The organism is Phosphitispora sp. TUW77 (assembly GCF_048453025.1).
GTDB lineage: Bacteria > Bacillota > Thermincolia > Thermincolales > UBA2595 > Phosphitispora.
On sequence record NZ_CP156677.1, the window covers coordinates 1,654,875 to 1,676,142 of the forward strand.

Here is a 21,268-nt window from a genome sequence, read left to right on the forward strand (position 1 = left end):
CTCATTATAGAATTATTTTGTCAAGGAAAATGTGACTTCTCCTGCCTTAATTTCCAAATTGTGAGCCTGAACGGCTGTTATGGCAGTTACATTAATTATATCATCCACACTACATCCCCTTGATAAATCATTTACCGGCCGGGCCATCCCCTGCAGAATAGGGCCGATTGCTTCCGCACCGGCAAGCCTTTGCCCTAATTTATACCCTATATTGCCTGACTGAAGGTCCGGAAATATCAATACATTGACCCGTCCGGCCACAGTGCTCTCAGGGGCTTTAGCGGCTCCCACATCAGGAATAAGGGCTGCATCTGCCTGGAGCTCTCCGTCAACACTGAGAAATGGATATCTTTCCCTTGCTATTGCCGTTGCTTGACGTACCTTAGCAACCATCCGGTGTTCCGCGCTGCCTTTAGTAGAAAAAGAAAGCATTCCTACCCGGGGTTCTTCTATTCCGGCAAGTGATTTGGCCGTCATCGCTGCTGAAAAAGCTATTTCGGCCAATTGTTCCGCTGTTGGGTCAGGATTAACAGCACAATCGGCAAAAACCATTATGCCCTGTTGACCTAATCTCCGGTTGCGCATTATCATTATAAAGGCTCCGGAGACAATTGATATGCCGGGTGCTGTCTTAATAATTTGCAGAGCTGGTCTTAGGACCTCTGACGTTGGACTCAATGACCCTGCAACTAGTCCGTCGGCATATCCCGCTTTGACCATCATTGTTCCATAATACAAGGGGTTTTCCAAAAGACGGCCCGCCTCCTGAATCGTCAACCCTTTACCTTTTCTTAACTCATAAAGCAGTTCCTTTAATTCTTCTTTATGGTCCAGCTGAAAATCCACATATTTGATTCCTGGTTTTGTAGGCCAATATATATTTTGCCTGCTGTCTTTTAATAAAATAACCTCTGCAATTCCGGTGTCAGTTATTGCCCCAGCAGCCTCCCGTACCCTGAGGTCGGTGGATTCAGGAAGCACTATCCTGGTTAAATGCCTTTTTGCTTTTTCCCTTATGTGTTTAAGCAGATTCATACTTCTCCCCCTTCAGGCAACAACTATTATAGTTATTACACAAAGAGGCAGTTTTCATCATAAATTTTTAGCTAAAATTAAGATAAAGCTGAACCTCAAAAACTCTATTTTTTTCGTTCTACCATACAGAATACCCTTATATAATTTTAATGCCGAACACCTGCCGGCATAACGTTATTCAGGGGGAACATCTTATGCATATCAAGCAAAAAAAATCAAGATTCACTGCTATAAGCATAATTATTCCTGCAATCATTTTTTTAATATTTTGTATGGTTATTTATCCAAAAGACGTTTTCGATGCTTCTAAAACAGGAATAAGTGCTTGGTGGAACATTGTTTTTCCGGCACTGCTGCCTTTTTTTATCAGTTCCGAACTTCTAATGAACTATGGTGTGGTTCAATTCATGGGAGTTCTCCTGGAACCGGTAATGCGTCCCGTGTTTAACCTTCCCGGAGCAGCTTCTTTCGTAATGGCTGTAGGATACAGTTCCGGATTTCCCATCAGTGCCTCCCTAACTGCCAGGTTAAGAAAAGACAGGCTTTGCACCAAATTTGAAGCTGAACGGCTAATGTGTTTCACTAATAATGCTTCTCCCTTGTTTATGCTTGTAGCAGTAGGTGTTGGTATGTTTGGTAATCCACGTCTGGGGGTTATCATTGCCCTGGTTCATTATGCCGCCAATTTGATGCTTGGTCTGCTGCTCCGTTTTTACCAAACCAACGACCCTGAATTCATCCCAAGGATAGAACGAAAAGATAATATCCTGCGCCGGGCTTTTTTGGAAATGCATACAGTAACACAAACTAATCCGCTGCATTTCGGAAAGGTTCTGGGAAGTGCGATAAGCTCCTCTATTAATAAACTCCTCCTGATTGGAGGTTTTGTAATAATATTTTCCGTAATTATCAGGGTAACGGCACTTACCGGGATAATGTCACTAATAACCGCGACACTGGGTATCGTTTTGAAACCTTTTGGCTTTTCAAATGCTGCTGTCAGCGCACTTGGTCAGGGTTTCTTTGAAATGACCCTGGGCACCAAAGCAGTTTCAGAAGCAGTTTCGGTTCCACTCCTTCATAAAGCGGCGGCAGCCAGCATTATCCTCGGGTGGAGCGGGTTGTCGGTCCTGGCACAGGTAGCTGCAATGATTGGTGAAACAGATTTGCAAATGAAATTATTTGTTATAAGCAGAGTTTTTCATGGTTGTTTAGCCGGCGTGATTTGTTTCATCATGTTTAGTTTAAAACCGGTGCTAACCTGGCTGGCAGAGCCGGCAGCCGTTATGTTATATTCAGGGCATCCTGTATCCTGGTGGTTTAGCCTCTGCCTAAGCTGCCGGCTCTGCCTGTATACTCTGACAATCTGGTTTTTCACAGCTATGTTAATATACATATTTCGTACTTTTTCCATTTTTCGCATGCACATATAGATAAGATAAAATTTATAATTTCCTATCTGCCAAAAAAAGGAATCTGGTGAGTTATTGCACCGGTTTTCCGCACTGGCGTCGAAGATTTCTAACCTTGCTCCTGGCGAAGTCACGGACGAGGTCTTAAAAAGGTTAAGGTTGAGTGGGGATTACTATGTATGGCACATAATATTTCAAAGCTAGCAGCTATCCAGTGGGCTTAAGGAGAAGCCCACTAATTTTTTGTAGAGTGAAAGGGACCATGCCCATAAGCAATTACTTATGACACGGTCCCTTAATGGCTATCCGCGAAATCTTTTAATACATCCATATTACTCCGCAGGAGCAGCCTCTTGCTCACTTTTTGGCGGAGTACGCAGTTCTTCCCTGGCAGTCTTAATCTGTTTCAGGAATTTTTCAACACTTTCCTCACTCTTGCCCAAGAGCTCATCAGCATATTGGAAAGCTCCGATTTTGATTTCCCGGGACACATTCTTTGCCTGCTCCATTACCTCTGAAGCTTGTTCCCTGGCTTTTTTAACGAGTTCGTCTTCACCAACCATACGGGTCAGTTCATCACGGGCTTCGCCAATAATTTTCTTAGCATCATTTCTTGCTTCCTCAAGTATTTTTTCACGCTCTACAGCAACCGTCTTTGCCATGCGCATTTCCTCAGGAAGAGTGGTACGAATATGGTCAATCATATCAAGAATAAGGTCATCATCAATAAGTATTTTGCCAATTAACGGAACCTTAGTACTCTCTTCGACCAGTTCTTCCAACTCATTTAAGACATCCAGGATATCCATATCCATTCCTCCCAAATACAATGTTATGTCTATAACTATATTATATTTCAACCTGGAAAGGCATTTTCCCTTTTTGTAGAGTTAAATTTATTTTTTAAAGCTTGTTCCACTATATTGGGAACAAAGTCCCCAATGCTTCCTCCCAATGAAACCACTTCTTTGACAACACTTGAACTTAAAAATAACCACTGTGCCTGTGACATCATAAATACTGTCTCAATATCAGGTTGAAGTTTTTTATTTGTAAGGGCCATTTGGAATTCACTTTCAAAATCTGAGATTGCTCGAAGCCCCCTAATGATAACCTGGGCATTTTTTTCAACAGCATAGTTTACCGTTAGCCCCTTAAAGCTGTCAACAGATACATTGCTATATGACTTAAGAGATTCCGTGAGCAATTCTACTCGTTCTTCAAGTGTAAACATAGGAGTCTTACCTGAATTTATGGAAACAGAAACAATTACATGTTTAAAAAGAGCTGCTGCTCTTTCAATAATATCTATATGTCCATTTGTCACAGGGTCAAAACTTCCCGGATAAATAGCAATTTTCACATTTAACCACCTTTCTGTCAAGCCTGCTCTCCTCTGCCTGTTAATTCAACAGATTCCATACGGTAAAATGACAACATCGTATCACCGTACTTCTCTTGTCTAAACATCGTAAAGCAGGAGGTCTTTTCCTGCAGTTGATCCATTTTACTACCTTCAGTAATAATCAGCCCGCCGGGCTGAAGTAACAAATGCCGGCACAACAGGTCTATGGTCTCTTGAACAATTCCCATGCCGTAGGGAGGGTCCATGTATATTATGTCAAATAATTTTTTTTGTTTTGCCAGCATCACTACAGCATTTTCCACACTTGCACAAAAAATATCCGACCTGCCGGATAACTCGGTCTGCTCAAGATTATCCCTGATAATTTTGACAGCGCGTGGGTTGTTTTCTATAAATACCGCCTTATCTGCTCCCCGGCTTAAGGCTTCGATGCCAATTGCCCCGGTTCCTGCGTAAAGGTCCAGAAACCAGGAACCGAAAATTCTCTCATTGATAATATTGAAAAGTGATTCTTTTGTACGGTCCATTGTAGGACGGGTTTCCATGCCCTTTAGTGACTTCAGCCTGCGTCCCTTTGCACTACCGGTTATTACCCGCACCTGTTTCATTCACCTCTTTGGTATATTTTAGCACATCAAAATTATAACACAATTATAAATGAAAATCGATTCAATTATCAACCAGGTTATGATTTAGCAATAAATCTTTTCATAACCTGGTTTGCAACAGTATTAATTATAAAAATTGTTATAATTAATACTGTTGCCGTACCAAAAGCCTTCTCAGTAGCCTCCATTGTACCAACTTCCATAGCAACAAGGTAAAGATGCATTGACATTGTCCTCGCCGGGTCAAACACGCTTTCCGGCATTCTTAAAGAGCCGCCAAGTGTTAGCATAAGAGCAGCAGTTTCGCCGACAATGCGGCCAATAGAAAGGATAACCCCTGTAATTATTCCTGGTATAGCGCTAGGCAGCACAACCTTTATAATGGTCTGCCATTTTGTGGCTCCAAGGGCTAGGCTGCCTTCGCGGTATGAAACCGGCACTGTTTTTAACGCTTCTTCAGACGTCCTTACCAATGTAGGCAGGATCATTGTTGCTGCCGTTAAAGCCCCTGATATCAGAGACCAACCATTCGTAAGCGGTTCCAATAGAATTACAAAAAACGCAAAACCAAACAGACCAAATACGATAGAAGGTATTCCTGCAAGGGCTTCAGTACCAAACCTGATTATCTTGGTGAACTTACCCTCCCTGGTATATTCCATCAGGTATATTGCTGCTCCCACACCTATCGGAACAGCAATTAATAATGTCATTACGGTAAAGTATATCGTGGAAACAATGGATGGAAAAATGCCGCCCTGAGACCCCATTTTCTTCGGTTTAGAAGTCAGAAACTCCCAATTGATAACATGAAATCCCTTGAAGAAAATGTATCCAATAACAAGAATTAATATTGATACCGTAAAAAGACCTGCTATCCATAGGCCCGTCTTGGCAATTTTCTGGCTGGTATGTACAGATATCAAGACTAATTGCCCCCCCTTTTACTAAATAATGCAGCTATTGTATTGAGAATCATGATGATAACAAACAATACTATACCTGTAGCAAACAGAGCACTAATATGACTCCCGGCTGCATATCCCATTTCTATGGCGATATTTCCGGTTAGTGTTCGTACAGGGGCAAAAATTGAGTAAGGTATGGCAACCGTATTCCCGGCTACCATAATAACAGCCATGGTTTCTCCCAGCGCACGCCCCATTCCAAGGACAACAGCAGCAATTATACCTGAGCTAGCTGCAGGAATCAAAACCTTATAAACAGTTTGCCATTCAGTTGCTCCCAAAGCCAGTGAGGCTTCTTTGTAGTCATTGGGAACTGAACGAATAGCATCTTCCGATATGTTTATTACGGTAGGCAAAATCATAATTGCGAGAATAATTGATGCAGATAGTACACTAAACCCTCTCTGATATTCCGGTCTTAATATTTCAGCGAGGTATGTCCTCTCTACATGCATTATTATTGAATTTACAATTACCATACCAAAGAGTCCATAGACAACTGAAGGAATACCTGCCAAAAGTTCCACAGCAGGTCTGATAATCTTGCTAACTCTAGGAGGAGCAAATTCCGCAAGAAATATTGCAGTGCCTATTCCCAAGGGTACTCCTAAAATCAGGGCCCCGATAGTTACGGCAAAAGTACCGACAATCATTGGCAGAATTCCAAAAATATCTCTAGTGGGGTACCAGTCTTTTCCCAGCAAAAAATTTGATAACCCAACCTTTTGAATTATAGGAAACCCTTCCTTAAATATAAATCCACCTATTAAAATAATTGTAATTACAGAAACAAATGCGCTGATAAGCAGTATCTTTTCAAAAACTTTTTCTTTAGATTTATTGTTCAATTTTGCTTCAGCTCCAAACAGAGACAGGGCGGATAAAGTCCACCCTTTTTAATAATATTACTGGATTAAGTTAATTTATGGGTACATATTCTTCAGCTACAATGTTTTGACCTTCTTCGCTTAAAACAAATTCGATATAAGCTTTTGCAACGGCATCAATTTCACCCTTTGCCAAATAAAGAAACGGTCTGGAAATTTTATATGACCCGTCTAAAACTTTTTGTGATGAAGCTTCAACCCCATCAACCTTCAATGCTTTTACAGCACTGTCAACTGAGCCAAGTGATATAAAGGCAACACCATTTGGATCATTGATTACAGTATTTTTGGCAGCTCCGCTGGAATTTTGGATAATAGCGCTTACAACAAATTTACCATCTTTGCCAAGCACTATTTCTTCAAATGCACCTCTGGTTCCAGAACCTTCTTCACGAACAACTACTGTAATAAGCTGGTCTTTACCGCCAACTTGGCTCCAGTTTTTAATTTCACCACTGAATATCTTTTTAATCTGTTCCATTGAAAGGTCATCAACTTTATTTGCGGGATTTACCACTACTGCGATTCCATCTTTAGCAATAAGTGTTTCAGTAAACCCATAACCCTTTTCCGAGTCTTTGAGTTCCCGTGAAGCAGCACCTATGTTTGCAGTGCCGGTGTTTGCCGCCTCAACTCCGGCAGTTGAACCTCCGCCTTGAACACTAACAGTAACATCAGGGTGTTTTTCCATAAATACTTCAGCAAGCTCTTCTGACAGGGGCTGTACCGAAGTGGACCCGGCTATTTTAACATTTGTATCCTCATTAGATTGTTTTTGTTTCCCGCCACAGCCAGCAACAGCAAACATCACCAACAGCGGCAGGACAATAAGTAGTGCTATGTTCCATTTATTAAAAACCATCATCTGTCTCATTCTCCTCCTTTTCTTTTGCCACTTTTTATCGTTTACGAGTTTAATAAGATTAAACCCCAATTAATATTATAGAATAGAAATGTAAAAATAAAATTGATCCTACGTTAAGATTATGTTAAATCACAATAACATAAAAGTTCCATCATATGCCCGCTTCTTTACTTTTTATTTAAGTTGTAATATGATAGAAAAGGTAAAATTAAGGCGTTCTACAACTCATTATGGACACGGAGGCCTGAAATGTCCAGTTTTAGCAACAAACATGTAATCTGTATATCTTCAGTTGACTGGGACCCTATCTGGACCCGAAAGCAACAGGTAATGTCCAGGTTGCCGAATTCAAACACTATTTTATATGTAGAGCCCCCTATTACACTGCTTTCCCCATTCAAGGACCCGAGTATGTGGAAAAAATGGCGAATGTGGTTTCAGGGCTTGCGCAGGCTTAATAACAATATATTCCTTTATTCCGCTCCAGTAATTCTCCCTTTTGGGAACAAATATCGTCTGATTAACCGGTTAAATCAATGGTGGATCGCTTTTTTCCTGAAAAAAGCAGCAAAAGCCCTTAACTTAAACAATCCGCTGATTTGGACTTATATGCCGAACTCGGCTGATTTACTTAACAACCTGGGAAACTATGAAATGCTTATATATGACTGTGTTGATGAACATTCAGAGTACACAGGCATTATCAATAAATCAATGATGACTAAAATGGAAAAAGACCTGATGAACCGTTGTGACATTGTTTTTGTAACTGCCAAAGGACTTTATGATGCCAAAAAAGGGGTTGCTGAAACAATTTATTTTCTTCCCAATGCAGCAAATGTTGAACACTTCATGCAGGCACAGGACCCTGATACACCTGTTCCTATTGAAATGACAGCAGTTCCTGGGCCTATCATTGGTTTTGTGGGAGTTATCCAGGATTGGATTGACCTTGACCTGATCAGAGATGCGGCGGCAGCTCATCCTGAATGGTCTTTTGTTATGATTGGGCCGGTTGGCCCCGGAATAGACATATCGGCCTTAAAGGCTAAACCAAACGTACATTTCTTGGGTCGCAAAGACGTCGCCGACCTTCCTTCTTATATAAAAGGTTTTGATGTCTGTATCAACCCTTTTAAGATTAACGAACTGACAGATAAGGTCAGCCCCTTGAAGTTTTATGAATACCTTGCTTCTGGAAAACCAATTGTATCTGTCGCTATGCCGGGAGTTTCCGATTTTGCTGATGTTGTTGAGATAGCCGGCAGTTCCAATGAATTTATCCGGGGCATCGAAAGGGCCTTGTCTCAAGATACTCCTGAAAAGCTGAGAAAACGCCTGGAAAGGGCCAGTGAAAATTCATGGGAAAACAGAGTAAATTTTATGATAGAAAAAATAATTGAACAATATACCCATAACGAAGGAGGAAACGATAGTGTCAAATAGTCATCTTGACCCAGCAGGGATAAATATTGCAATTTTTGGTCTTGGGTTTGTTGGTCTTCCCCTCGCCCTGAGCTATGCATTGCGCGGCTGCACAGTTACCGGTGTAGATGTTGATCCTCATCTCGTAGAACAACTAAATAAAGGAATTACACATCACCTCGAAAAATATCACGAAACTACCATCCAGCAAATTCTTGCTGAACAACTAAACCTGGGGAAGTTTAGGGCTACTACCGATTCCACGACCGCCCTAGCAAGCTGTAACTACTTCATAATGACTGTCGGTATACCGGTTATAAATAATGACCATGATTTCAGTCATATTGAATCATGTTCCCGGACAATAGCCTCAGGACTCAAAAAAGGCGACCTGGTACTTGTCAGAAGTACCTTGGTGCCAGGAATGACGCGCAACTTCGTAAGACCCATATTGGAGGAATCAGGACTTAAGGCAGGCGAAGACTTTTATCTGGCATATTCCTCCGAACGTATTGCTGAAGGAAAGGCTTTTGATGAGTTTGAGAACATGCCTACTCTAGTCAGTGGAATTAATGATGCCAGCCGGGAAAAGGCCCGGCGGCTTATGGGCATTGTCACTAAAGCTGAACTTCACCCGGCCAGTTCAATTGAAGCAGTGGAATCAGCCAAAGTAATGGAAAATATTTCACGAGATGTAAACATCGCCATGGTCAATGAGTTTGCCCGTTTTTGTGAAGGAATTGGCATCGATATTTTTGAGGTCATAAAATTGGCAAACACCCATAAAAGGGTTAAACTTCTTGTGCCAGGACCTGGTGTAGGCGGATACTGCATCCCCAATGCCTTACACTACCTTGCTCCGAAAGCGGATGAGGTTGGGGTGCCCTTGAAACTGCTGCGCACTGCTAGGAAAATTAACGAAGATGTCCCCGCATTTGTTGTCAGCATGGTGACCAAGCACCTCCCAGTTGCTCCCAAGGATGCCAAAATCGCTGTATTAGGATTGGCCATGAAAGATTACTCCAGTGATGACAGGCTGAGTCCTGCCCTAGAAGTTATTAAGCTGCTTGAAATGTCGGGAGTCAAAGTAAATGCATTTGATCCTGCTGTTCCAACTAAACACAGTTTTAAAGTAAATACCCTTGAAGAAGCTGTTCAGGATGCTCATGCTATTCTGGTATTAGCAAAACAAAACGGAATCGGTTATTCCAACTTCCGGCTTTTTAAGAACCTGATGAGCCAAACGGGAACACCTGTAATCGTTGACACCAAAAACCTTTACAATAGAGCTGAGGTTGAAGAAAACGGTTTTATTTTCGACTCAATTTAAATTGGATATTTCAAGAAAGAAATGTAAAAATAGCCCTCTGCATTGATAGCTTGATGTAGAGGGCTTCCATTTATTTTCAAGTCATATATCCATTATTTTTTACTGTATAATTTACACCATTTTGGATATTTTAATTTCATGAGTTCAAGATTTTAGGGGGTGAAAAAATGGGAAAAGGAGAACTGTATAGAAGCATGGGCATTAACATAGATATGGCCCTTGAAGCTCATGATATTGTTAGAGGAGACACTGGTCAAGAAGTACCGGGAGTCCTGATGGACAAAAAAAATTATGAAAATGCCGAAGTTTCGATTATACAAATCATGGATAAATCTGCAGAGGCCATGATAGGTAAACCTGTCGGGACATACATAACAATTGATGCCCCGGAAATCAGGGAAAATAATAAGCAGGTACACAATAAGATTGCCGAAATACTAGCAGAACAGCTCAGCTTTATGCTTAAAATCGGGCCTGATGACAGTGTATTATTGGTCGGACTTGGCAACTGGAATTCTACTCCCGATGCACTTGGTCCACGAGTTATTAATTATACCCTTGTCACCAGACATTTAAAAAAATATGCTCCCCAAGATTTAAGCAGCCAGCTGCGCTCAGTCAGTGCATTGGCTCCCGGTGTCCTCGGAATTACCGGAATCGAAACAGCTGAAATCATTAAGGGAGTCGTAGAAAAAACACAGCCAAACCTTATAATTGCCATAGATGCTTTGGCAGCACAAAACACTGAACGGATTGCAACCTCTATCCAGCTCGCAGATACGGGAATATCCCCAGGCTCAGGTATAGGCAATCAAAGAACGGGAATTAATATCGAAACAATGGGCGTTCCTGTTATTGCCATAGGAGTACCTACTGTAGTAAATGCAGCAGTAATAGCCCAGGGTACCTTGGATAAATTTTTACAGCAAATTGCAAACAATCCTTCTGCTATGGGACAGACTGCTAGTTCTTTTAATCCTATAGTTTTGCAAAATATAGTTACAGAAGTCCTTGGTCCATACAAGACAAACCTTATGGTTACACCCAAGGAAATAGATGACTTGATAGAAGCAATAGGTAAAATTATCTCAGGAGGAATTTCTATTGCATTACATCCATCGATTGATCCGGAAGAATTTCACATGTATCTTCATTAAAAAGTAAATAAAAATAAATAAATGGTAAGCAGGCCCCAAAAACCTGCTTACCAAATCTATATTAGAACTGAGGATTTTGTTGTCCGGCCAGAGACTGTTCATAAGCTTCAATCATTCTTTTCACCATATGACCACCGACAGCACCGCAGTCTCTGGACGAAATATGGCCCCAGTAACCACCCTGAATCTGGTTAGAAATGCCTACTTCATTGGCCATTTCATACTTAAACTGATTCATTGCCTGAGAAGCCTCAGGGACAACCAGTTTGTTGCTCTTTTGACCTTGACCCATTAGTATAAGTTCCTCCTCTCTTCTTTTGTTTTATAATTCGATTTGTTTTTGGATTAGTTATACTTTTCCAGCCAGAGACTGTTGATAAGCTTCAATCATTTTTTTCACCATATGACCACCGACAGCACCGCAGTCTCTGGATGAAATATGGCCCCAGTAACCACCTTGAATCTGGTTGGAAATGCCTACTTCATTGGCCATTTCATACTTAAACTGGTACATTGCCTGCTGAGCTTGAGGTACTACCAGACTATTGCTTTTTTGACCACTACCCATTTATATTCACCTCCCCTCTATTTTGATTTTAGTATAAGCTTCTATAAATTAATTAATACTGTGTAATTCTTGGGTCATTTAACAGCAATATTTTTTATTTATTTTATGTTTATAATTTTTGTTTTTTTGAATTGGGCATACTAAAATTCGAAAGGAAGTGTGATTAAATTGATTTCATTGACTATAGACGAAAAACAAGTTAGTGTTAAACCGGGAACAACAATTTTAGAAGCTGCCAGAAAAGCCGGTATCTACATACCAACTCTGTGTTATTTAAAAGAAATCAATGTCACAGGTGCCTGCCGGGTCTGCCTGGTTGAAATAGAAGGGGCGAAAACACTTCAGCCTTCATGTGCCACAGCGGTTGCTCAAGAAATGAATGTAAAAACTCATTCCCCCAAAGTGATTAAAGCAAGAAAAATGGTCCTGGAACTCTATTTGTCAAACCACCCCTTCGACTGTTTGACATGTGTGCGCAACCAAAATTGTGAATTGCAGTCTTTGGCTGAAAGATACCATATAACAAATCTCCTGGCAAAAGGCGAAAGAAAAGACCCGCCCAAAGACGACCAATCTCCTGCTATGGTCCGAGAACCTAGCAAGTGTATTGTCTGCAGGCGTTGTGTAAGGGTTTGCAAAGATGTCCAGGAAATCGGGATATACCAAATAGTGGAAAGAGGGTTTGATGCAGTGGCATCTCCTGCATTTAAGAAAAGCCTTGCAGAGACTCCCTGCATTTACTGTGGGCAATGCCTGCTTGTATGCCCAACTGCTGCCATACATGAGCGCGAAGATCAGGAAAAAGTCTGGGAAGCCCTGAATGACCCTGATAAACATGTTATTATACAAACAGCGCCATCAATAAGGACAACTATTGGTGAAGCATTTGGCATACCTATAGGTACACCAGTGACTGGTAAAATGGTAGCTGCTATAAGAAAGCTGGGCTTTGACAAAGTTTTTGACGATTGCTTTGGGGCTGATATAGTAGTAATGGAAGAGGGTCATGAACTAATGCATCGCCTGCAAAATGGAGGACCACTGCCGCAATTCACCTCATGCTGTCCAGGTTGGTTAAGATTCTGCCTGTTATTCTATCCGGAGCTTATTCCACACCTGTCCAGTGTAAAATCTCCACAACAGTTATTTGGGGCGCTGGTAAAAACTTATTATGCCCAAAAAGAAGGATTAGACCCTAAATCAATTTATAGTGTCTCAGTAATGCCTTGTGTAGCCAAGAAATGGGAAGCTCAAAGAGAAGAAGGTACTAGAGCGAGCGGCATTCAAGACGTAGATGTGGTTTTGACAACCCGAGAATTAGCACATATGCTTCGAACTGCAGGCATAAATCTTGCTGATATGCCGGAAGAAGAATATGATAATCCTATGGGTTATGCCTCAGGGGCAGGGGTTATTTTTGGTTCTGGCGGCGGGGTTCTGGAAGGGACGATGAGAACTGTTTATGAAAAAATGACAGGCAAACCTTTAGACAAATTACCACTGCGGGAAGTAATGTCTTTTGAAAAAGTACAGGAAGCCGAAATCGACGTGGGAACTCAAAAATTACACTGTGCCGTAGCCAGGACTACCGGGGAAGCCCGGAAGCTGATTGATAGGGTTAAATCCGGACAATTAAAGTATGATTTTATTGAAATTATGGCGTGTCCCGGCGGCTGTGTAGGAGGCGGCGGACAGCCCATATATTCAGGGCTGGACACGTGGGACGGGCAAATGGAACAACGATATAAAAGAGGAGAAGGCCTTTTTCAGCAGGATAAGCTGAAAAAAATCAGAAAATCCCATGAAAACCCATATATTAAATTGCTTTACGATGAATTTCTCGATCAACCTCTTAGCGACCGCTCCAGGCAATTGCTGCACACCCCATATACGGAAATACCCCTGTATGATTTACAGGGGTCAGCAACAAGCATGGATTAGATAGTATTTATTTAACTAATTCAAATATTATGTGCCAAACATTAGTTTCCTCATTAACACTATGTGGAGTCTTTTTTATCAGAACATGCTTAAAACTATCCAGTGTGGGATAACCTGCAGCTACGGCATCAAAATGAAGTATCTGGGAGAAACGATGGCGGTGTATTGCCAGTATTTTAACGTAGGCGAAAGGAATAATATCAATTTCTGTGACACAATTGCAAATATCTTCTTCTTTAAACAAAGGCCGGGTAAATTCGTAAACATCTGTAAGCCTTTTTGTTTTAACTTTTCCTGCCTCATCAGGAGTAAAAACAAGTGTGTTTTCCGGCATCCCAACCAACTCTCCCTTCAACTAATGGTAAAATAATTTTCTGTGCCTCTAAACTCTGCCATTACTTTTACTCTTAGCTTAACATTTTCCGGGAGTACTAAATGAGGGTCCCGGAGCAGTAACGCCTCAGCCTCTTCCCTGGCAATTTTTAGCACTTTAATATCCCTTATAATATCAGCAATTTTCAGGTCGGGCATCCCCGACTGCCTGGTTCCAAAAAATTCCCCTGGACCCCTTAGTTTAAGGTCCTCATCTGCTATTAAAAACCCATCATTAGTTCGGGTCATAATATTTATTCGTGCTTTCCCTTCAGCACTTGTCGGGTTCGCTATAAGTATACAATAAGACTGATATGTTCCTCTGCCTACCCTGCCCCGCAACTGATGGAGCTGGGCCAAGCCAAACCTGTCAGCATTTTCTATAACCATTACTGTTGCATTTGGTACATTAATTCCTACCTCGATAACGGTAGTTGCTACCAGAATGTTTATATTCCCGTTTTTGAAGGCCTTCATTATATTATCTTTTTCATTCTGTTTCAGCCTACCATAAATCAAGCCTACCTTAAGGTCTTGAAATATATCTGTCTGCAACTTGTCCGCAAGTTCAAAGGCAGCGCTGATATCAATTTTATCTGATTCCTCTACCAGGGGACACACATAATAAACCTGCCTACCCTGCCTGACCTGTTCTCGGATAAAACTATAAACCCTTTGTTTCCCGGCTTCTGAAATCCAATACGTTTTTACCTCAGAACGTCCGGGAGGAAGCTCATCAATAACCGACATATCCAAATCACCGTATACCGTAAGGGCTAAAGTCCGTGGAATCGGTGTCGCGGTCATCACCAGGATATCGGGGTTTTGGCCCTTTTCCTTCAGCTTTGCCCTTTGTTTAACGCCAAATCTATGCTGCTCATCAGTCACGGCAAGTCCCAATTTTTGAAATATAACCTCATCCTGTATCAGGGCATGGGTCCCTACCACAACATCAATTCTGCCTTCCCTGATATTTTGAACGATTCCTTCCTTTTCCTTTTTTCCCATATTGCCCGTAAGTAAGGCTATCTGTACACCTAAAGGGCCAAGCAATTCCATTAGTCCTTCAGCATGCTGGACTGCAAGAATTTCAGTTGGCGCCATCATCACACCCTGGTACCCGCTTTCAACTGTCTTCACTAGTGCAGCGGCAGCCACAACGGTTTTTCCTGAGCCAACATCACCTTGAATTAGCCTGTTCATAGTTTTCGTACTTTCCATGTCCCTGGAAACTTCTTGAAAAACCCGCTCCTGGGCTTGTGTCATCTTGAAAGGCAATCGCTTCATGAAATCCGCAGTCAAAGGACCGTTTTTCTTATGGCAAATTCCTAAACTCTCAAATACTGTTCCTCTCAGCATACAAATACCTGTCTGTAAAACATAGAGTTCTTCAAAAACCAACCGACGCCTGGCTTTTTGCACATCATCCAGTTTCCTGGGGAAATGCATCGCAAAAATAGCCTGACCAATCGGCAATAAATTATATTTTTTCAGCACATCAGGCGGCAGAAATTCTTCAACACTATCCATGTATTGATCAAGGGCATATTTTATAATTGACCGCAGTGTCCTGTTAGGCAGGCCTTCTGTAGCCGGATAAACAGGTACAATCCCAGCACCATACACCGGTTCTTCATTTCCAATGATTTCAAAATCAGAAACAGAAAGCTGTATATTGCCGTATTTTAGGTCTACTTTGCCTGAAACAATAATTTTTGTGCCTGTTTTTAACTGTTTTTTTATATATGGCTGATTAAACCAGACCGCATAAGCGGTTGCCTCCCCGTCATAAAGAGCGGCCTTGGTTATGGTCATGCCGCGCCTGGGACGGATATCCCCAACATTGGTCACCGTGCCAAACATTGTTTCGTTTTCTCCATCACGAAGCTGACATATCTTTTTTAGCAGGCTCCTATCCTCATATTTTCTGGGAAAATGATACAAGAGCTCCTCTACACTATTAATACCAAGATTATTAAGCAGCCTGGCCCTGTTCGGGCCAACACTCCTTAATGACTGCAGCCCGGCGGAAACTGCTTTTTTGTGACTGTCCGGTGACTTCTTAACATTATCCATATAAGAGCACCAACTTTTCAATAGATGTCCGGGAAAGCTGTTACAGGCTTATTTTGGGCAAATACTGATTCCGATAACCTCTGGACCTGTGTGTGACATAATTACCGACCCCAGCTTGGCAATAATCGGAGCCTGAAGGTTACAGTCAGGCATTATTTTTTCCCTGAGCCGCATCAAGCTTGCATAATTACTGCCATAAACCAGAGAATAATTGTACTTTTTTGTCCCTCCAGTTTTATCCTTGATTATTTCAGCCATTCTTTCAATCGCTCTGCCTTCCCCCCTTGCCTTTTCCAAGGGAACAACCATTCCATCTTTAAGTGTAAGTATAGGTTTTATCTTTAGAAGACTGCCCAAAAAAGAACCGGCTTTACCTATACGTCCACCTTTTTCAAGATATTCCAGTGTCTCAACCATGAAGATAATAAAACTCTTATCTATCCTTTCATCGACAATGTTGAGAATTTTCCGCACACTCGCCCCTTCTTTAGCTGCTTTGGCAGCAGCCAGGACAATAAGTCCAAGTCCCATACTGGCAGAAGCAGAATCAATAACGTAAACATTGCGTGAATCTATCATTGCCATTGCTGTTTTTGCTGATTGAACAGTGCCACTCAGCTGTGAGGAAATATGAATGGATATAACAGTATCACCCATGGAAGTAAGCTGTTCATATATAGCTACAAATTCCCCCGGAGAAGGCTGAGAAGTGATCGGCAAACTGTCTTCTTTTTTAAGCCTGCTGATAAATTCATCTGAAGAGATATCAACTCCATCACGGTATATATCATTTCCAAAGCTGACTTTCAAAGGGACTACTATAATATCCAACGCTTCTATAAGCTCCTGCGGTAGGTCAGCAGTACTATCAGTAATAATTCTGACATTTCCCATCTCCAAACCTCATTTCACAATGTTGTCTCATCAACAGAGTTTTTTATTCAACAGATATTATATAATAATATAGCGGCTGTCCCCCCTGATGTATCTCAAATTCAAGATTAGGAAACTTTTCTTCAAGCATCACCAGCAGGTCTTCCGCCTCCTTGCCAGTTACCTGGTCACCATAATACAGAGAACAGACCTCATCATCCGGAGTCATTAGGTTTTCCAAAAGTAGAAATACCGTTTCAGGGACATCTTTTCCGGAGATAATAATTTTTTCATTAGCCAAACCTATTATGCTTCCCTCTTTAATTTCGGTTCCGTTGAATCTTGTATCCCTTACGGCATAAGTAATTTCTCCAGTCTTCACGTGGTCCAGTGCTTTCATCATCAATTCGGCGTTTTCTTCAATATCCGATTCCTGAGAAACTGCAAGCAAAGCTGAAATTCCCTCAGGCATGGTCTTAGTTGGAATCACTTTAATGTTATGGTCTGAAATACTTTGCACCTGTCCTGCCGTCATAATGATATTCCCGTTGTTTGGCAGAATAAATACTGTATCGGCATTAATCCGGTCAACCGCATTTTTCAGTTCCTGTGTGCTGGGGTTCAGGGTTTGTCCCCCATAAACCACAACATCTGCCCCCAGGCTTTCCATAATTCTTTGAATTCCTTCACCAAATGCAACAGATACTATACCAAAGATTTTCTTTTTTTCCGGCTGCTCTTCAGGCATAGCCTCAATAGCAGTTTCTGCCTGTTCATTCATGTTGGTAACTAAAACTTGAGTAAGAGAACCATATTTGAGGCATGTTTCAAGGACAACACCAGGATGGTTACTGTGAATATGTACCTTCATTAAACCATCGCTTTGAACAACTATCAAGCTATCACCAAGGCTCTCCAAAAGGCCTTTTAACTTCTGTCCACTTATGTCTTCAGTTCTTATAAGGACCTCAGTACAATAGGGATAAGTAAGCCCACCTTTAAATGGTACTGCATTTTTTTCATCATCAAAGGTGCTAATAACCGGCTTTTGTGAAGAAACCGGTGACTGTCCACTGGCATAAAGATAAAAACCCCTTAATATAACCAGCCACCCCATACCTCCTGCGTCAACAACCCCAGCTTCCTTCAAAGCCGGAAGCATATCAGGGGTCCGAATAAGGGTGGCCTCAGCAACAGAACAGGTTTGGGCAAGAATCTCGGCAACAGAGGCTTTAAATCCGGCCGCCCTAACTGCCTCGGCTGCAGCTTCCCTGGCAACAGTTAGAATAGTACCCTCAACAGGTTTCATGACTGCCTTAAAGGCAACTTTGACCCCTTCGCCTAGAGCCTGTGCAAATATATCCCCGGAAACTGTATCTTTGCCCTTAAGTCCATTTGCCAAGCCTCTCAAAAGTTGGGAAAGTATAACTCCCGAATTCCCACGTGCCCCCATTAAAGCACCTCTGGAAACAAGCTCTGCAACCTTATGAATAGATAATTGGGGACTGACCTTAACAACTTCTTTAACTGCGGCAGCCATCGTTAAATACATATTAGTACCTGTATCACCATCGGGAACCGGAAAAACGTTAAGGGAATCAATTGTTTTAACTTTATCTTCAAGACATAAAAGTGCAGAATCCAACATAGCAGCTAAATCCTGTCCGTTTATATAATGTGTTTCCACTTATGTCCCTCCCCTGGAGCTGACTGTTAAGTATTCAGTTTAACCCCCTGAACATTTACATTAATTTTTTTAACAACTAGACCTGTTTGGTTTTCCACATTATATTTAACACGTTCAATGACGTTTTTGGCGACTTCAGCAATATTAACACCATAACCTACAACAATATAAAGACCAAGGGTTACTTCGCGACCGCTTATGGATACCTCTACCCCTTTTTTAATATCCTCTTTTCCAAGTATCTGATAGATACCATCCTTTAACTTGCGTGATGCCATACCAACGAGTCCATAACACTCTACTGCGGCAATACCCGCAATGATAGCAATAACTTCTTCTGATATATTAACTGCTCCCATATCACTGTGATTGTTCAAAATAACTCACTCCCTTCAAGCAGATTTTGGCTTTAAAAAGGCTTAGCTTAGCTAAGCACTAAAATATACTATGTGTTGAAGTTTAGGATTTTTAGCAGATATGAAATTCATACTTTCATATCTGCTAAAAAAAATGAGGTTCCCCTCATCTAAAGTTTGCCTAACAGTAAATAACTATAGCAGGCTCATGAGTTGTCTGCCAATGAATTCAAGTCTTTTAACAGGATATTAATATCAATCCCATGCATATCAGCACCGGCCTCAATAGACTCCTTCACAGCCCCCATACAGCTTAAACAAGCCATGCCATGCAGTTTAAACACTTCTTTTGCCTTCGGATGGGCTTGCAGTGCCTCAAGTATAGACATCTCCTTGCTAAACATTCCTTGCCCTCCTTTTGTACACAAACGTTCCGTATAATATTATATCTATTTTTCAGAATCATATATAGTTACATTTTCTATGAAACCTAATCTAAATCCTTCTTTAAAAATTAATTTAAGAATTAATAAATTCTCTATACTTGCATAAAACCCATTTATTTGATACAATAGAAAAGCTATGAATTCATAAAGGAGGTGTATCTCCGTGGCTAAATGTGAAGTTTGCGGCAAAGGAGTAAAAACTGGAATTAAGCTGAGTCACTCCCATATCCGTACCAAAAGAACATGGTCACCAAACATCCAAAAAGTGCGCGCTCTGGTTAACGGAACTCCTACCAGGATAAATGTATGTACTAGGTGCCTCCGTTCCGGAAAAATCACCAGGGCAATTTAACTGCTTTATGCAGTTAAATTACTCAATAGAGTATTTTATCGCACGGTATAAATAAAAGGTCAATCTTAAAGCTGTGAGCCACTCTTAGGTGGCTTTTAGTTTTTTTAATTTTGTGCCTCTTGAAGCAATTTCTCCATTTCATGTTTCTCAAAATAATACTTTTCATTACAAAAATGACACCTTATTTCGGCCCTTTTTTGGTTTTCAATGATGTCAATGATTTCTTTTTCTCCAATGCTAATAAGTACCTGCTCAATTTTTTCCCTGGAACACCGGCACAGGAAACTGACAGGCCTTTTGTTAAGCTCCACAAAATTATGTTCCCCCAAAAGCATTTTTAAAACTTCTTCAGGGGTAGAACCCTCATTTATAAGTGAACTGATACTGGGTAAAGATTTAGCCCGTTCTTCAAGAACTGCCAGTTCCTCTGAGGCGACGCCAGGAAAAGCCTGAATAAGGTAGCCTCCGGCAGCTTTGACACTTATATCTGTATCTATTAGAACACCCAGCGCCACCAGTGAAGGTATCTGCTCTGAGCTTGCATAGTAGTATGCAATATCTTCGCCTATTTCCCCCGATACAATAGGAACACTGCCTGTATAGGTATCTTTCAGCCCCATATTTTTTGTCACATATAATTCACCCGTTTTCCCTACCAAACCGCCTACGTCCAGCTTGCCATTCCGTGAGGGCAGATCTGCACCGGGATGTTGAGTATATCCCCTGACATTCCCCGCAGAATCCGAAGTCACTATTATGGTGCCCAATGGTCCATCACCGATTATCCTTAAGGTGAGGATATCGTCTCCCTTTAGATTGGCGGACATGAGTACACCTGCTGTCAGTGCCCGTCCCAGTGCAGCAGATGCTGTTGGAGATGTGCGATGCCTCTTCCTTGCTTCTTCAACCAGACCAGTGGAAACAGTGGCATAAACTCTCAAATTCCCTTTCTTATCAGTTCCTACTACAAGATAATCTTTCATAAATTCCTCCGGCTATAACAATATTTTTTTAATAACACTTCCACTGCTGAGAGCAATCAAAGAGATTTCATTACCTTCCCAGAGGGCTACAGTCGCCCCGACATCACTTTTTGGCAGTGCACAGCTGCCTGGATTCAGGTAAGTGCAACTAGCATCCTGTTCCAGTAGCGGGACATGAGTATGACCACAGATAATCATATTTGCCCTAAATTTTTCTGCTAAACCGATCATTCCTTTTTCATCTAAATCTTGACCGTGAGTTACCAATACTGATTTATCGTTTACATATGCCAAAACATATGGCGCCTGAATAGGGAATTTGATCAAAACCCCGTCAATTTCAGCATCACAATTTCCACGTGAAATCAAAACCGGCCCCCTGGTATTGTTTAGAAGCCCGGCCAATCTTTCCGGGTCATACCCCTCTGGAAGCTGATTCCGCGGCCCATGATAAAGTACATCACCTGCGTGAATAAACATATCACACTCACCCAATACATTTAACAACCTCTCCCAGGCAGCCGCCGACCCATGGGTGTCACTGATTATGCCAATTTTCAA

Annotated in this window: 23 protein-coding genes; 6 read left to right on the plus strand and 17 right to left on the minus strand. The window is 41.5% G+C overall.

Annotated elements, in window-relative coordinates; translation table 11 throughout:
- Positions 1-12: 12 nt before the first annotated feature.
- The gene (gene pta / locus ABFY19_RS07860; RefSeq protein ID WP_418790103.1) at positions 13-1,035 is read right to left on the minus strand and encodes a phosphate acetyltransferase; all 1,023 of its coding nucleotides are present in this window, start codon (positions 1,033-1,035) and stop codon (positions 13-15) included.
- Positions 1,036-1,229: 194 nt separating this feature from the next.
- Here pta and ylbJ point away from each other — a divergent pair, with 194 nt between their 5' ends.
- Positions 1,230-2,468, plus strand: a complete 1,239-nt coding sequence (gene ylbJ / locus ABFY19_RS07865; protein ID WP_418790104.1) for a sporulation integral membrane protein YlbJ — start codon at positions 1,230-1,232, stop codon at positions 2,466-2,468.
- Positions 2,469-2,779: 311 nt separating this feature from the next.
- Here the strand turns inward: ylbJ and ABFY19_RS07870 are convergent, their stop codons facing one another.
- The 6 genes from ABFY19_RS07870 to ABFY19_RS07895 form a co-directional block, all read right to left on the minus strand.
- A complete protein-coding gene (locus ABFY19_RS07870; protein WP_418790105.1) occupies positions 2,780-3,256 on the minus strand; it encodes an ATPase in 477 nt (158 codons plus the stop codon).
- A 47-nt stretch (positions 3,257-3,303) separates the two neighbouring features.
- Entirely contained in the window at positions 3,304-3,810 is a 507-nt protein-coding gene (gene coaD / locus ABFY19_RS07875) for a pantetheine-phosphate adenylyltransferase (RefSeq protein ID WP_418790106.1), read from the minus strand.
- Positions 3,811-3,827: 17 nt separating this feature from the next.
- The gene (gene rsmD, locus ABFY19_RS07880) at positions 3,828-4,421 is read right to left on the minus strand and encodes a 16S rRNA (guanine(966)-N(2))-methyltransferase RsmD (RefSeq protein ID WP_418790107.1); all 594 of its coding nucleotides are present in this window, start codon (positions 4,419-4,421) and stop codon (positions 3,828-3,830) included.
- Positions 4,422-4,498: 77 nt separating this feature from the next.
- Positions 4,499-5,347, minus strand: a complete 849-nt coding sequence (gene pstA / locus ABFY19_RS07885) for a phosphate ABC transporter permease PstA (RefSeq protein ID WP_418790108.1) — start codon at positions 5,345-5,347, stop codon at positions 4,499-4,501.
- A 2-nt stretch (positions 5,348-5,349) separates the two neighbouring features.
- Entirely contained in the window at positions 5,350-6,237 is an 888-nt protein-coding gene (gene pstC, locus ABFY19_RS07890) for a phosphate ABC transporter permease subunit PstC (protein ID WP_418790109.1), read from the minus strand.
- 70 nt (positions 6,238-6,307) lie between these two features.
- Complete coding sequence (locus tag ABFY19_RS07895; RefSeq protein WP_418790110.1) at positions 6,308-7,141, minus strand: phosphate ABC transporter substrate-binding protein; 834 nt, start codon at positions 7,139-7,141, stop codon at positions 6,308-6,310.
- Positions 7,142-7,390: 249 nt separating this feature from the next.
- On the opposite strand from ABFY19_RS07895, the gene ABFY19_RS07900 reads away from it, so the two are divergent.
- The 3 genes from ABFY19_RS07900 (at position 7,391) to gpr (ending at position 11,053) form a co-directional block, all read left to right on the plus strand.
- Entirely contained in the window at positions 7,391-8,587 is a 1,197-nt protein-coding gene (locus ABFY19_RS07900; RefSeq protein WP_418790111.1) for a glycosyltransferase, read from the plus strand.
- Positions 8,577-9,896: a nucleotide sugar dehydrogenase gene (locus tag ABFY19_RS07905; protein WP_418790112.1), complete on the plus strand. Its 1,320-nt coding sequence runs from the start codon at positions 8,577-8,579 to the stop codon at positions 9,894-9,896. Before ABFY19_RS07900 ends, ABFY19_RS07905 begins: the two co-directional genes overlap by 11 nt.
- Before the next feature lie 167 nt (positions 9,897-10,063).
- Positions 10,064-11,053, plus strand: a complete 990-nt coding sequence (gene gpr / locus ABFY19_RS07910; RefSeq protein ID WP_418790113.1) for a GPR endopeptidase — start codon at positions 10,064-10,066, stop codon at positions 11,051-11,053.
- Between the two features lie 61 nt (positions 11,054-11,114).
- On the opposite strand, the gene ABFY19_RS07915 is transcribed toward gpr, so the two are convergent.
- Positions 11,115-11,345, minus strand: a complete 231-nt coding sequence (locus tag ABFY19_RS07915; RefSeq protein ID WP_418790114.1) for a small, acid-soluble spore protein, alpha/beta type — start codon at positions 11,343-11,345, stop codon at positions 11,115-11,117.
- A 57-nt stretch (positions 11,346-11,402) separates the two neighbouring features.
- On the minus strand, positions 11,403-11,621 hold the full coding sequence (locus tag ABFY19_RS07920) for a small, acid-soluble spore protein, alpha/beta type (RefSeq protein ID WP_418790115.1): 219 nt from the start codon (positions 11,619-11,621) through the stop codon (positions 11,403-11,405).
- A 162-nt stretch (positions 11,622-11,783) separates the two neighbouring features.
- Between ABFY19_RS07920 and ABFY19_RS07925 the strand changes: the two genes are divergently transcribed.
- Positions 11,784-13,562, plus strand: a complete 1,779-nt coding sequence (locus tag ABFY19_RS07925; RefSeq protein ID WP_418792561.1) for an NADH-dependent [FeFe] hydrogenase, group A6 — start codon at positions 11,784-11,786, stop codon at positions 13,560-13,562.
- Between the two features lie 7 nt (positions 13,563-13,569).
- On the opposite strand, the gene ABFY19_RS07930 is transcribed toward ABFY19_RS07925, so the two are convergent.
- The 6 genes from ABFY19_RS07930 to ABFY19_RS07955 all read right to left on the minus strand — a co-directional run bounded on the left by ABFY19_RS07930 (position 13,570) and on the right by ABFY19_RS07955 (position 19,330).
- The gene (locus tag ABFY19_RS07930; protein WP_418790116.1) at positions 13,570-13,896 is read right to left on the minus strand and encodes a hypothetical protein; all 327 of its coding nucleotides are present in this window, start codon (positions 13,894-13,896) and stop codon (positions 13,570-13,572) included.
- A 17-nt stretch (positions 13,897-13,913) separates the two neighbouring features.
- Positions 13,914-16,010 (minus strand): ATP-dependent DNA helicase RecG, encoded by a 2,097-nt coding sequence (gene recG / locus ABFY19_RS07935; protein ID WP_418790117.1) that lies wholly within the window; start codon positions 16,008-16,010, stop codon positions 13,914-13,916.
- 48 nt (positions 16,011-16,058) lie between these two features.
- Positions 16,059-16,904: a DegV family protein gene (locus ABFY19_RS07940; RefSeq protein ID WP_418790118.1), complete on the minus strand. Its 846-nt coding sequence runs from the start codon at positions 16,902-16,904 to the stop codon at positions 16,059-16,061.
- A gap of 43 nt (positions 16,905-16,947) precedes the next feature.
- On the minus strand, positions 16,948-18,570 hold the full coding sequence (locus tag ABFY19_RS07945) for a DAK2 domain-containing protein (protein ID WP_418790119.1): 1,623 nt from the start codon (positions 18,568-18,570) through the stop codon (positions 16,948-16,950).
- A 26-nt stretch (positions 18,571-18,596) separates the two neighbouring features.
- On the minus strand, positions 18,597-18,929 hold the full coding sequence (locus tag ABFY19_RS07950; RefSeq protein WP_418792562.1) for an Asp23/Gls24 family envelope stress response protein: 333 nt from the start codon (positions 18,927-18,929) through the stop codon (positions 18,597-18,599).
- Between the two features lie 203 nt (positions 18,930-19,132).
- A complete protein-coding gene (locus ABFY19_RS07955) occupies positions 19,133-19,330 on the minus strand; it encodes a DUF1858 domain-containing protein (RefSeq protein WP_418790120.1) in 198 nt (65 codons plus the stop codon).
- Positions 19,331-19,535: 205 nt separating this feature from the next.
- Between ABFY19_RS07955 and rpmB the strand changes: the two genes are divergently transcribed.
- A complete protein-coding gene (gene rpmB, locus ABFY19_RS07960) occupies positions 19,536-19,724 on the plus strand; it encodes a 50S ribosomal protein L28 (RefSeq protein WP_418790121.1) in 189 nt (62 codons plus the stop codon).
- Between the two features lie 104 nt (positions 19,725-19,828).
- Here the strand turns inward: rpmB and hslO are convergent, their stop codons facing one another.
- Together hslO and yfcE are read right to left on the minus strand one after the other, a co-directional pair.
- Positions 19,829-20,707, minus strand: a complete 879-nt coding sequence (gene hslO / locus ABFY19_RS07965; RefSeq protein WP_418790122.1) for an Hsp33 family molecular chaperone HslO — start codon at positions 20,705-20,707, stop codon at positions 19,829-19,831.
- Positions 20,708-20,719: 12 nt separating this feature from the next.
- Entirely contained in the window at positions 20,720-21,268 is a 549-nt protein-coding gene (gene yfcE, locus ABFY19_RS07970) for a phosphodiesterase (RefSeq protein ID WP_418790123.1), read from the minus strand.